We start from the raw sequence: 11,996 nt of genomic DNA, 5'->3' as shown, positions 1-11,996 counted from the left end.
GTCGCGAGCGGGCCCCGGACGGGTTTGACATCGTCGAAAACGCGTCCATAAAGTTGAACTATTGTTCAACTTTATGGAAGGTGTCCCGTGGTCTACGCACTGCTCGCCCTCGCCATCGTGTCCGAGGTCACCGGGACGGTCGCGCTGCGGTTCTCTGAGGGGTTCAGCAAGCCGATCCCCTCAGTGATCACTGTCGTCGCCTACCTCGCCGCCTTCGCCATCCTGGCCCAGGTGCTCAACCGCGGGATGGCGGTCGGTGTCGCCTACGGGATCTGGGCGGCCTCCGGCGTCGCGCTGGTGGCGCTCATCGGAGCCCTGTTCCTGGGGGAGGGACTCACCTGGATCCAGGCCGGCGGGATCGGCCTGGTGATCGCCGGGGTTCTGGCACTGGAGCTCGGGGCGGCCCACTAGGGTCTGACCGCGCAGTCCAAAAGACCCGGTGGAAGGAGAGCGGGAAGCATGCCCGAGGCGAGCGAGCACGACGACGGGCGGCGGGCGCGCGGACAGCGTCGCCGAGCCGCCATCATCGCGGCCACCCTGCGGGTGATCGAGCGCGACGGTGTGGCGGGGCTTTCCCATCGGGCGGTGGCGCGTGAGGCCGAGGTGCCCGCGAGCTCCGCCGTCTACTACTTCGCCACCCTGGACGACCTCCTCGTCGCCGCACTCACCGACGCCGCCGACGCCTACGCCCGTCAGTTGCGCGACTTCGTCGAGGGCGACCGGGTAGGGGCAGGGGTGGCCGAGCTCATCGCGGCCGCGGGGCACGCCGGCCGCGGCCGGATGCTCGCCGAGTACGAGCTGACCCTCCTGGCGGCGCGCCGTCCCGCACTGCGCCCGGTCGCGCGTCGCTGGATCGACCTGGTCGCCGACATCGCCCGCCGCTACACCGACGACCCGGTGGCCGTCCGCGCGGTCGTTGCGGCGACCGACGGCCTGTGCCTGGAAGCCCTGTTCGCCGAGGACACCGTCACCGCAGAGGACGTGCGCGCCGTCCTCGTCCACATCCTGCGCCTCGACCTGGACCCCGCCCTGCACGGCGGCTGAGGGGGCGGGTCGGCATTCGCCCGGGGCTTCCGGGCGATGGCCGGGAGGGCGCGAAACCGCCGGGGACGACGGCGGGGAGCGGCGTCGACCGATGGAGGCCGTCGGTGCGATCGATCCTCGGAGGCCGCGGAAGCGGTACGAGCCGTCACCCGAGCCCGGCCGGCGCACCCTGCGGAACCTCTTCGCGTCCGTGGTCGCGGACGGGGGACCAGCGTTCGCGACGCCGATTGCCTCTGTCGTGCCGGTCCTGAAGGTGCGCCGCCCACCCGCGTCCTCATGGTGCCCGCCTCGGCGCAGAGAAACGAGAGGGGCCATCGACGGCGTGTGCCGTCGATGGCCCCTGCGACCCTCAGAGCCCGCCAGGTGTGCGTCCGGTGGGAAAAGATCTCCCAGCTGCGCAGGCCACGGCGATCAACTCTTAGATGTCGTAGTACAGCTCGAACTCCCGCGGGTGCGGGCGCAGGCGAAGGGAGTCGATCTCCTCGGTGCGCTTGTAGTCGATGTAGGTCTCGATGAGGTCCTCGGTGAAGACGCCACCTTCCACGAGGTAGTCGTGGTCGGCTTCCAGGTTGTCCAGCACCGCGTCCAGCGAGGCGGGAACCTTGGCGATCTCAGCGGCCTCCTCCGGAGGAAGCTCGTAGAGGTCCTTGTCCAGCGGCTCCGGCGGCTCGATCTTGTTCTTGATGCCGTCGATGCCGGCCATCAGCATGGCCGAGAACGCCAGGTACGGGTTGGCCGAGGGGTCGGGGACCCGGAACTCCAGGCGCTTGGCCTTGGGGTTGGAACCGGTCAGCGGGATGCGCACGCAGGCGGAGCGGTTGCGCTGCGAGTACACCAGGTTGATCGGGGCCTCGTAGCCCGGAACCAGACGGTGGTAGGAGTTCACCGTCGGGTTGGTGAACGCCAGCAGGGAGGAAGCGTGCTTGAGCAGACCGCCGATGTAGTAGCGCGCGGTGTCGGAGAGCTGCGCGTAGCCGCTCTCGTCGAAGAACAGCGGGGCGCCGTCCTTCCACAGGCTTTGGTGGCAGTGCATGCCCGAGCCGTTGTCGCCGAACAGCGGCTTGGGCATGAACGTGACCGTCTTGCCCGCCTCGTTGGCGACGTTCTTCACGATGTACTTGAACAGCTGCACGCGGTCGGCCTGCTCGAGCAGGGTGCCGAACTTGAAGCCGATCTCGGACTGGCCGGCGGTGCCGACCTCGTGGTGCTGCAGCTCGACCGGGATGCCGGCTTCGATCAGCTTGCGGGCCATGCGCGAACGCAGGTCGCTGTAGTGGTCGCCCGGCTCGACGGGGAAGTAGCCGCCCTTGTAGCGGGGGCGGTAACCGAGGTTGCCGCCCTCCTTCTTGGTGCCGGTGTTCCAAGCGCCCTCGACGGAGTCGATCGAGTAGAAGCCACCGTTGGGCTTGGTCTCGAAGGTGACGTCGTCGAAGATGTAGAACTCGGCCTCGGGGCCGAAGAAGGCGGTGTCGGCGATGCCCGTGCTCTTCAGGTACGCCTCGGCCTTGCGGGCGACGTTGCGCGGGTCCCGGCTGTAGGACTCCAGCGTGAAGGGGTCGTGCACGAAGAACGTGATGTTCAGCGTCTTGAACTCGCGGAACGGGTCGATCACCGCGGTGCTGAGGTCGGGGAGCAGCACCATGTCCGACTCGTGGATGGCCTGGAAGCCGCGGATCGAAGACCCGTCGAACATCTGGCCGTTGGTGAAGAAGTCCGCATCGATGTTCTCGACCGGAAGCGTCACGTGGTTGACGCCACCGAACAGATCGGTGAACCGGACGTCGACGAACTGGACGTCCTCTTCCTGGATATAGGCGAGGACCTCATCGGCACTGCTGAACAAAATTACCTCCGTGCAGGTGTAAGAGGTCGCGCGGGTAGGCGGTTCGCTTCGTCGCGAACATCCGACCCCCGCCACCTCCCGGCTACGACTTTGACGCTAAGAGCGTGCGATTTCCGACCCGTGTCCCATATGTTTCACGCATGTTACGGAGACGGTGGTTTTCCCGTTTGACCTCAGGAATCAACGTCTTTCAGGGTCAAGACTTCCCCATGTCGACGATCGTCCACGGTAGACCCGGTAAGGGGCCCTGAAGAGTCGCCAGTACCGTGGATGCCATGGGTGATGCAGGTGGCCGCGACGGCCGCGCCGGGACTTTCGGACCCGGAGACGCGGACGAGACGCAGTTCGAGTACAGGGGCAACCGGCTGGGCCGGCCGGAGAGCGGTTCCGGTTCGGTGCCGGGATTCGGTCGCCGGGTGGTCGCCCTGATCATCGACTGGCTGTTGGCGAGCCTGCTCGCCTCCGCCTTGTTCGGCGCACCCTCGGTGTTCGCACCGGCTCCGGAAGGCGGGACGCCCCCCAGCGCGGCCCTGCTGCCCGTCGCGGTGTTCGCGGTGATGGTCATCGTGCTGCTCACCCTGTTCGGCACCACCGCGGGCAAACTGCTGACCGGGAGCGGGCTTGCCGCCACCGGCGAGCGGGCGCTGCCCTGGCCGGTCGCGATGATCGTGCGCACCGTCCTACTCTGCCTTGTCGTCCCCGCGGTCGTCTACGACCGCGATCAGCGTGGCCTCCACGACCGCCTGGCCGGCACCATCAGCGTCCGCCTCTGAAAGAAGCGCTCCGCGCCGACGAGAACGGCCCCTGTGCACGTGCTGCACAGGGGCCGAGAAGTTGCTGTGGCGAGTCAGCGGTTCTGCTTGGGCGGCTTGGGCATCTTCACGCCCTTGGGCATCGGGCCCCGCGGGGTCTGGACGGCTGCCGGCATTGCCTTGAGCCGGTAGCGCAGCTCCGCCACCCGCGGCTTGTCCAGGTTGCGCGGCAGCTTCAGCATCCGCTTCTGCAACTCCGAGACCTTGACCTGACCGTCGCCGTTGCCCACCTGCACGTCGTAGATGGGGGTGTCGTAGGCGACCCGGGAGACGCGCTTGCGCTCCGCGGCGATCAGCTGCTTGAGCCGATGGGGGTCGCCCTCGCCGACCAGCACCACTCCGGGCCGGCCCACCGCGCGGTGCACGATGTCCATGCTGCGGTTGGCGTTGACGCCGGGCTCGACGGTCCAGTCGCCGCGCATGTTCTGCAGGATCGCCATTCCCGCCCCCAACTGGCCGTCCAGCATCTTGTACTGGACCTGCTGGGCACTGCGCGTGAAGACGATGAAGCCGGCCAGCAGGCCGATGCTGATGCCCAACGGGATCGCGAACAGGAGACTGCCGGTGAAGAAGCCAATCAGGACGGCCAGCAGCACGATCCCCAGCCCGATCGCCACGGCGATCGGGATGCTCCTGGGGCTCTGCTGCCGCACGACCTTGGCGACCATGCGGAGCTGTTTGATTCTGCCGGGCGGCTTCTCAGCGCCGTCCGTGCCCTGGGCGTCGGTCGCCGGGCCGGTCTGGGTGTCCTTGGGCTTTTTCGCCATGTCCCCAGGATAGGGCGAATCGGAGCGCATACGTGAAACGGCAGCCCCTGGGCTGCCGTTTCAGGTTGATCACGTTGTCAGGACTGGGTGGGGACCGCGGCTTCCCGCTTCTCGATCGCCTGCTTGTACAGCCGTCCCGCACGGTAGGAGGAACGTACCAGCGGACCCGACATGACCCCCGCGAAGCCGATTTCCTCGGCTTCCTTGCCGAGGTCGGCGAACTCCTGCGGCTTCACCCAACGGTCGATGGGGTGGTGCAGCTTGGAGGGGCGCAGATACTGCGTGATCGTGAGCAGATCGCAACCCGCCTCGTGCAGGTCGCGCATCGCCTGGCTGATCTCCTCGCGCTCCTCGCCCATGCCCAGGATCAGGTTGGACTTGGTGACCAGACCGTCCTCGCGGGCACGGGTGATCACTTCGAGGGAGCGCTCGTAGCGGAAACCCGGTCGGATGCGCTTGAAGATGCGCGGCACCGTCTCGATGTTGTGCGCCAGCACCTCCGGGCGCGACCCGAAGACTTCGGCCAACTGCTCGGGGTCGGCGTTGAAGTCGGGGATCAACAGTTCGACACCGGTGCCCGGGATGAGCTCGTGGATCTTGCGGACCGTCTCGGCGTACAGCCAGGCCCCGCCGTCGTCGAGGTCGTCGCGGGCGACACCGGTGACGGTGGCGTACTTGAGCTCCATCTTGCGGACCGACTCGGCGACCTTCAGGGGTTCGCGCCGGTCCAGGGGGCTGGGCTTGCCCGTGGCGATCTGGCAGAAGTCGCAGCGCCTGGTGCAGGAGTCGCCACCGATGAGGAAAGTTGCCTCGCGGTCCTCCCAGCACTCGTAGATGTTGGGGCAGCCGGCCTCCTGGCACACCGTGTGCAGGCCCTCGCTCTTGACCAACGAGTGGAGCTCGGTGTACTCCGGCCCCATCTTCGCCTTGATCTTGATCCACGGCGGCTTCTTCTCGATGGGAGTCGCGCTGTTGCGGGCCTCGACACGCAGCAGCTTGCGTCCCTCAGGAGCGATGCTCAACGCGGTCTTCCTTTCCTTCACCCCTCGTGGGGGTCCACTCGGTGCGCATGGGGATCAAGCGTCCGCGAACTCGGGGAGCGCGGGCCGACCGTGGGCGCTGCTGTAGGTCGGCGCGCCCAGCGCTGCGGCCAAATGGCGCCGGGTCGGCTCCAGGACGTCGTCCACACCGACGGTGCGCCCCAACTCCGCGGAGAGGGAGGTGACACCGGCGTCGGAGATTCCGCACGGGACGATCCGGTCGAACCACGACAAGTCATTGTCGCAGTTCACTGCGAATCCGTGCATCGCGACCCCGCGGGAGACGCGGCAGCCGATCGCCGCGATCTTGCGTTCGATGAGCCCCCGCTCGGGCGCGGCGTCCAACCACACTCCGGTGCGCCCCGGCACCCGCTTGCCGACCAGACCGAATTCGCTGATCAGGCCGATGATCGCGTCCTCGAGCATGCGCACGTAGGCGACGACGTCCATCGGATCGGCGAGTTTGACGATGGGGTAGGCGGTGAGCTGGCCGGGGCCGTGCCAGGTGATCTTGCCGCCGCGGTCGATGTCGACGACAGGTGCACCGGGGTCGCTTTGCGGCCGGTCCCAGGGGCCGGTGCGCTTCCCCGCGGTGTAGACGGGTTCGTGCTGCAACAGCAGCACGGTGTCCGGCAGTTGGTCGGCGACACGGCGCCTGTGGAGCTGCCGTTGAAGCTCCCAGCCCTCCTCGTAGGGGACCGGTGCCTCGCCCAACCACTGATACAGGAGCTCGCTCACGCGTTCCACCTTACGCCCCGGCGCTACCGGCCGAGGATGGCGGTCAGCGCGCTTCCGGCGTCGGGATTGTGGAAGGAATAACCTGAGTCCAGCAGGCGTTTCGGGCGCACTCGCTGGCTGACCAAAGCGGCTTCGTCGGCAAATCCGCCCAGTGCCGCACGCATTGCGAACCCCGGCACCGTAAGCGCGGTGGGGCGCCCCAGAATGCGGCCGATCTCCCTGGTGTAGGCCGCATTGGTCACCGGCTCGGGACCGGTGAGGTTGACCGCACCGGTGATGTCGGGCCGCTCCAGCAGAAAACGCAGGGCACCGACCTCGTCGGCGAGTGAGATCCAGCTCATGTACTGGCGTCCGCTGCCGAGCCGGCCGCCCAGCCCCGCCCTGAAAAGCGGGAGGACGGTGCCCAGCAGGCCGCCCGAGCGTGCCAGGACCAGACCGGTGCGGGCGTGGGCCACCGAGATCCCCGCCTCCTGCGCGGGGGCGGTGGCTGCCTCCCAGTCGGCCGTCACATCGGCGAGGAAGCCGCGTCCGCGCGGTGCCCCCTCGGTGACGGCCTCGTTTCCGGTGTCACCGTAGAAACCGATGGCCGAGCCGGACACCAGACGTGCCGGCGGGGTGGCCATGCCGGCCAGTGCGGTGGCCAATGTCTCGGTGCCCACGGTGCGGCTTTCCCGGATCAGTCGCTTGCGCGCGTCCGTCCACCTGGCCGGCCCCAGAGAGGCCCCGGCCAGGTGTGCCACCGCCTCCACCCCCGCAAGCCCCTCGGTGTCCACTGTGTTGCCCTCGGGGTCCCAGCGGACCTCGGCCATGGTGTGCGGTTGTCTGCGGACCAAGTGCACGACGTCGTGGCCGTCTGCGGTTAGGGAGCGGCTCAGTTCCGAGCCGATGAGCCCGGAGGCCCCGGTGATCGCGATCCTCATGACCCAAGAGTTACCCCGAGACGGGGAGAGAACGCGCCAGGGCGCGCCCCAGCGGAGAAAACCTAAAGGTTTTCCATGGATCCGTCACACGCGGTACCAGGGATGAACTACGCTGAGTATTAACGGAGATGCGGGGTGTGAAGAAATTCCCCCGGGTCTTCGACGGTCGCCCGTAGCGCGCACGGGCGCACACAGACCTTTGGTGGTGGGGATCACCAGGGGATGATGGTGGGGTAAAAAGTGTGGCGGCACCCGTATAAGGGTGCCGCCACACTGCTTTTCCGCGAGTCCTCACCGAACCGGTTCGGATACGGTCCGCGCTGCCCCGCCCGCACGGCGGACGGGGCAGAGGGGGGTCAGGCCAGGCCCAGCTCCGCCTCGAACGCGCCTTCCTCCAGGCGCTCGCGCACGTCACCGAGGAACCGCGCCGCGTCGGCACCGTCGATCAGACGGTGGTCGTAGCTCAGCGCCAGGTACACCATCGAGCGAACCGTGATGACCTCGCCCAGCTGCGGGTCGTCCACCACGACCGGGCGCTTGACCACGGTCCCGGTGCCCAGGATGCCCACCTGCGGCTGGTTGATGATCGGGGTCTCGAAAAGCGCACCGTCGCCGCCGGTGTCGGTCAGCGTGAACGTGCCGCCGCTCAGTTCATCGGGGTTGAGACCGGCGGTGTGGGCGCGCTCGTTCAGGTCGAAGACCTTGCGGGCCAGGCCACCGAGGTTGAGGTCACCGGCGTCCTTGATCACCGGCGCCAGCACACCGCGCTCGGTGTCCACGGCGATCGCCAGGTTCTCGATGCTGTGGTACGTGACCTCGGTGCCTTCAATGACGGCGTTGAGCTTGGGGTGCACCTTCAGTGCCTCGACCGTGGCCAGCGCGAAGAACGGGAAGAAGCCCAGTTCGACACCTTCGCGGGACTGGAACGCCTCGGCGGCCTGGTCACGCAGCCGGGCGATCTTGGTGACGTCCACCTCGATCACCTGGGTGAGCTGGGCGGAGACGCGCAGCGACTCCACCATCTGCTCGGCGATGGTCTGGCGCAGTCGGGACATGGTCTCGGTGCGACCGCGCAGGCTGGTGTCGGCGGGGCCGCTGCGACGGGGAGCCGCCGACGCGGCGGCCGGGGCGGCGGCGGGGGCGGCCGGGGCGGCGGTGCGCTGCTCGCGCTGCTTGCGCGCAGCGTCCTGGACGTCCTGCTTGCGGATGCGTCCGCCCACTCCGGTGCCTTCCACCGCGGACAGGTCCACGCCCTGTTCGGAGGCGAGCTTGCGCACCAGCGGGGTCACGTAGGCGTCGGTGTCGGTCCCCGACACCTGGCCGGTGCCGCTGAGCGTCTCCAGATCCACCGGGGGCAGGTCGTCCTCGCGCTTGGCGGAGCGGGCTGCGGGGGCCGGGGCGGGAGCCGGCTCAGGAGCGGGAGCGGCCTTGGGGGCCGGCTCGGGTTCGGGGGCCGGCTCGGGCTCGGGCTCCGGTTCCGGTGCGGCCTCGGGCGCGGGCTCGGCCTGGGCTTCGCCGGCCTCGCTGATGACGGCGATCTCGGCACCGACATCGACCGTCTCGTCCTCGGCGACCAGGATCTTGGTCAGCACACCCGAGACCGGCGAAGGGATCTCGGTGTCCACCTTGTCGGTGGAGACCTCGAGAAGGGGCTCGTCGGCCTCGACAGTGTCGCCTTCCTTCTTGAGCCATTGGGTGACAGTGCCCTCAGAGACGCTTTCGCCCAGCGCGGGCATGGAAATAGAAGTCGACATTTGTCCCTCTTGTATGAACTGTGTCGCAAGGCTGGAAAACGGCAGCGGGCGGGCCCTGGACTGGGCCCGCCCGCTGCCCACGGCGGGGAAAACTAGTCGTGGACGTGCAGCGGCTTGCCCGCCAGTGCGAGGTGGGCCTCACCGAGGGCCTCGGACTGGGTCGGGTGGGCGTGGATCAGCTGCGCGACCTCGGAGGGCAGGGCCTCCCAGTTGTAGATCAGCTGTCCCTCGGTGATCAGCTCGCCGACCCGGCTGCCGACCATGTGGACGCCGATGACGGGTCCGTCCTTCTGCGCGATGAGCTTGACGGCGCCCTGGGTCTGCAGGATCTGGCTCTTGCCGTTGCCGCCCAGGTTGTAGACGAACTCGGTGGTCTCGATACCGCGCTCGGCCGCGGTCGCGGAGGTGATGCCCACAGAGGCGACCTCGGGCTCGGAGTAGGTGACCCGGGGGACGCCGTCGTAGTCGATGTTCACCGGGTTGAGCCCGGCGATGTGCTCGGCCACGAAGATGCCCTCGGCGAAGCCCACGTGCGCGAGCTGGAGGGTGGGGATGAGGTCGCCCACGGCGTAGATGTTGCCCACGCCGGTGTGCAGGTTCTCGTCCACCTTGACGAAGCCGCGCTCCAGCTGGACCCCGGCCTCTTCGTAGCCCAGGCCCTCCGAGACCGGGCCGCGGCCGACGGCGACCAGCAGCAGCTCGGCCTCGACGGTCTTGCCGCCCTTGAGGGTCAGGCTGACACCGGAGTCGGTGGTCTTGACGCTCTCGAACGGGGTGCCGAGCTCGTACTTGATGCCGCGCTTGCGGAAGGCGCGCTCCAGCAGCTTGGAGCTGGACTCCTCCTCGACCGGGACCAGGTGCGGAAGAGCCTCGACGATGGTGACCTCGGCGCCGAAGGAGCGCCACACGCTGGCGAACTCCACGCCGATCACGCCGCCGCCCAGCACGATCACGGACTCGGGGACGCGGTCGAGCTTGAGCGCGTCGTTGCTGGAGATGATCTTCTCGCCGTCCAGCTCCAGCCCCGGCAGGGTGCGCGGCTTGGATCCGGAGGCCAAGATGATGTTGGCGCCCTCGTAGACCTTGCCGTCCACGGTCACCTGGTTCTCGGCGGTGAGCTTGCCCTCGCCCTCCACGATGGTGATCCCGTGCGCCTTGAGCAGGCCGCCCAGGCCGCGGTGCAGGCCGCTGACGACCTTGTCCTTGTACTTGTGCACCCCCTCGACGTCGATCGACTCGAAGGTGGCCTTGACGCCGAACTTCTCGCTCTCGCGGGCGCTGTCGGCGACCTCGGCCGCGTGCAGCAGTGCCTTGGTCGGGATGCATCCGTAGTGCAGGCAGGTGCCGCCGAGCTTGTCCTTTTCGACAAGGGCGACGCTCAGGCCCAGCTCGGAGGCGCGGATGGCGGCCGCGTAGCCGCCGCTGCCGGCGCCGAGGATGACGAGGTCGAATGTGCCGCCGCTCTCACTCACGGGAAGGACACTCCTTGGTTGTTTCGGTGCTTTCAGGCGGACCGTTGACGGGGCCGGACGCATCGGGCGCGCCCGGCCGTCTTGCTTTCTACCAGTTCCCGGCGTAGGACTCGGCAATGCGCACGAGGGTGCGCGTAGCCGAGCCGGTTCCGCCCTTGGGGGTGTAACCGTGCGGGCCGGCACTGTTGAAGGCCGGTCCGGCGATGTCGAGGTGAGCCCACTTGACGCCCTCGGCGATGAACTCGTTGAGGAAGATCCCGGCGCTGAGCATTCCGCCCCAGCGCTCGCCCGCCACGTTGGCGATGTCGGCGACGGACGAGTCCAGGCCCTTTCGGAGTTCGACGGGAAGCGGCATCGGCCAGGCGGCCTCGCCTGCCTCGGCCGCGGCGTCGGCGACCCGCGCGCGCACGTCGTCGTCGTTGGCCATGATTGCGAACACCCGGGTCCCGAGCGCGACCAACTGCGCACCGGTGAGGGTGGCCACGTCCACGATCAGGTCGGGGGCGTCCTCGTGCGCGCGCACCAGGGCGTCGGCCATGACCAGACGGCCCTCGGCGTCGGTGTTGAGCACCTCGACGGTCTTGCCGCCGTAGATGGTCAGGACGTCGGAGGGGCGCTGCGCGGTTCCGCTGGGCATGTTCTCGGCGATGGCGAGGTATCCGACGACGTTCACCGCGGGCCGCAGTGCGGCGATCGCGCGCAGTGCGGCCAGGACCGAGGCCGCGCCACCCATGTCGGACTTCATCCAGTCCATGGAGGCCGCGGGCTTCAGCGACAGGCCGCCGGAGTCGAAGGTGATGCCCTTGCCCACGAAGGCGATCGTCTTGGCGGCGTCGGGATGGGTGTAGGACAACCGCACCAGGCGGGGCGGATTGGCCGACCCCTGGCCGACGCCGACAATGCCTCCGTAGCCGCCCTCGGCCAACGCCTGCTCGTCGAGGGTCTCGACGGCGAGACCGCTTTCGCGGGCCACCTCCTCGGCGATTCCGGCGAAGTCCTCGGGGTTCAGGTCGGCGGGGGCCGTGTTCACCAGGTCACGGGCCAGATTGACCGAAGAGGCCAGCACCTCGGCGCGGTTCACCGCCTCGGCGGCGCCGTCGGCGGTGCTGACCACGGAGACCGACTCGGCCGGGGAGTCGGTGGCAGAGGTGCGGTAGCGGTCGAAGGAGTAGCCGCCAAGAAGTGCGCCCAGCGCGATCGCCCCGGTCTGCTCGGCGCTTTGGGCCGGCAGTGCGAGGACGATCCGGGACTTGCCGGCCAAGGAGCGCAACGCGGTGCCGGTGGCGCGGGCCAGGGTGTCGGCGGTGACGCTCTCGCCCTCAACGGGGGCGTCGCCCAGGCCGACCGCCACGACGAGGGGGCTCTTGACGGCACCCAGAGCAGGGATGGTGTTCACCTCCTCCAGGGCTCCGGTGGCTCCCAGCAGAGCCAGGGCCCGGCCGAGTCCGCCGGTGAAGGCGGAGTCGACGTCGTGAGCGCCCGACGCGGGCTCCGGGCCATCGGCCCCGGAGTGGTAACCGACGACTACCGCGTCGACGTCGAGCGAACTTGGGGACTCGGTGATGACTGCCAGCGACGTGCTCACGACCTCGATGCTAGTCCTTGC

Annotated in this window: 11 protein-coding genes; 3 read left to right on the top strand and 8 right to left on the bottom strand. The window is 68.6% G+C overall.

Annotated features, from left to right (window positions below):
• The first annotated feature begins 87 nt into the window (after positions 1 to 87).
• Together QSJ59_RS02315 and QSJ59_RS02310 are read left to right on the top strand one after the other, a co-directional pair.
• Positions 88 to 411 (top strand): DMT family transporter, encoded by a 324-nt coding sequence (locus tag QSJ59_RS02315; RefSeq protein ID WP_285756978.1) that lies wholly within the window; start codon positions 88 to 90, stop codon positions 409 to 411.
• 48 nt (positions 412 to 459) lie between these two features.
• The gene (locus QSJ59_RS02310; RefSeq protein WP_285756977.1) at positions 460 to 1,044 is read left to right on the top strand and encodes a TetR/AcrR family transcriptional regulator; all 585 of its coding nucleotides are present in this window, start codon (positions 460 to 462) and stop codon (positions 1,042 to 1,044) included.
• A 418-nt stretch (positions 1,045 to 1,462) separates the two neighbouring features.
• On the opposite strand, the gene glnA is transcribed toward QSJ59_RS02310, so the two are convergent.
• Entirely contained in the window at positions 1,463 to 2,887 is a 1,425-nt protein-coding gene (glnA, locus tag QSJ59_RS02305; RefSeq protein ID WP_285756976.1) for a type I glutamate--ammonia ligase, read from the bottom strand.
• A 275-nt stretch (positions 2,888 to 3,162) separates the two neighbouring features.
• Between glnA and QSJ59_RS02300 the strand changes: the two genes are divergently transcribed.
• The gene (locus QSJ59_RS02300; RefSeq protein ID WP_285756975.1) at positions 3,163 to 3,660 is read left to right on the top strand and encodes an RDD family protein; all 498 of its coding nucleotides are present in this window, start codon (positions 3,163 to 3,165) and stop codon (positions 3,658 to 3,660) included.
• A 74-nt stretch (positions 3,661 to 3,734) separates the two neighbouring features.
• Here QSJ59_RS02300 and QSJ59_RS02295 read toward each other — a convergent pair whose 3' ends face one another.
• The 7 genes from QSJ59_RS02295 to QSJ59_RS02265 all read right to left on the bottom strand — a co-directional run bounded on the left by QSJ59_RS02295 (position 3,735) and on the right by QSJ59_RS02265 (position 11,975).
• Complete coding sequence (locus QSJ59_RS02295) at positions 3,735 to 4,466, bottom strand: DUF4191 domain-containing protein (protein WP_285756974.1); 732 nt, start codon at positions 4,464 to 4,466, stop codon at positions 3,735 to 3,737.
• A gap of 77 nt (positions 4,467 to 4,543) precedes the next feature.
• On the bottom strand, positions 4,544 to 5,488 hold the full coding sequence (lipA, locus tag QSJ59_RS02290) for a lipoyl synthase (protein ID WP_285756973.1): 945 nt from the start codon (positions 5,486 to 5,488) through the stop codon (positions 4,544 to 4,546).
• A gap of 54 nt (positions 5,489 to 5,542) precedes the next feature.
• Entirely contained in the window at positions 5,543 to 6,244 is a 702-nt protein-coding gene (gene lipB / locus QSJ59_RS02285) for a lipoyl(octanoyl) transferase LipB (RefSeq protein WP_285756972.1), read from the bottom strand.
• Positions 6,245 to 6,267: 23 nt separating this feature from the next.
• The gene (locus QSJ59_RS02280) at positions 6,268 to 7,164 is read right to left on the bottom strand and encodes a TIGR01777 family oxidoreductase (protein WP_285756971.1); all 897 of its coding nucleotides are present in this window, start codon (positions 7,162 to 7,164) and stop codon (positions 6,268 to 6,270) included.
• A 356-nt stretch (positions 7,165 to 7,520) separates the two neighbouring features.
• A complete protein-coding gene (sucB, locus tag QSJ59_RS02275; RefSeq protein WP_285756970.1) occupies positions 7,521 to 8,918 on the bottom strand; it encodes a 2-oxoglutarate dehydrogenase, E2 component, dihydrolipoamide succinyltransferase in 1,398 nt (465 codons plus the stop codon).
• A 92-nt stretch (positions 8,919 to 9,010) separates the two neighbouring features.
• Positions 9,011 to 10,390 (bottom strand): dihydrolipoyl dehydrogenase, encoded by a 1,380-nt coding sequence (gene lpdA / locus QSJ59_RS02270; RefSeq protein WP_285756969.1) that lies wholly within the window; start codon positions 10,388 to 10,390, stop codon positions 9,011 to 9,013.
• Between the two features lie 88 nt (positions 10,391 to 10,478).
• Positions 10,479 to 11,975 (bottom strand): leucyl aminopeptidase, encoded by a 1,497-nt coding sequence (locus QSJ59_RS02265; RefSeq protein WP_285756968.1) that lies wholly within the window; start codon positions 11,973 to 11,975, stop codon positions 10,479 to 10,481.
• Positions 11,976 to 11,996: the final 21 nt, after the last annotated feature.

The organism is Nocardiopsis ansamitocini (genome assembly GCF_030268225.1).
Taxonomy (GTDB): domain Bacteria; phylum Actinomycetota; class Actinomycetes; order Streptosporangiales; family Streptosporangiaceae; genus Nocardiopsis_D; species Nocardiopsis_D ansamitocini.
The sequence above is the reverse complement of the archived record's forward strand: the minus strand, read 5'-3'. Positions and strand labels throughout refer to the sequence as shown.

Excerpts from the sequence above, each read along its gene's own strand:
- QSJ59_RS02310 (WP_285756977.1), top strand. The coding sequence starts at position 460 with ATGCCCGAGGCGAGCGAGCACGACGACGGGCGGCGGGCGCGCGGACAG.
- QSJ59_RS02300 (WP_285756975.1), top strand. The coding sequence starts at position 3,163 with ATGGGTGATGCAGGTGGCCGCGACGGCCGCGCCGGGACTTTCGGACCC.
- QSJ59_RS02295 (WP_285756974.1), bottom strand. The coding sequence starts at position 4,466 with ATGGCGAAAAAGCCCAAGGACACCCAGACCGGCCCGGCGACCGACGCC.
- QSJ59_RS02280 (WP_285756971.1), bottom strand. The coding sequence starts at position 7,164 with ATGAGGATCGCGATCACCGGGGCCTCCGGGCTCATCGGCTCGGAACTG.
- sucB (WP_285756970.1), bottom strand. The coding sequence starts at position 8,918 with ATGTCGACTTCTATTTCCATGCCCGCGCTGGGCGAAAGCGTCTCTGAG.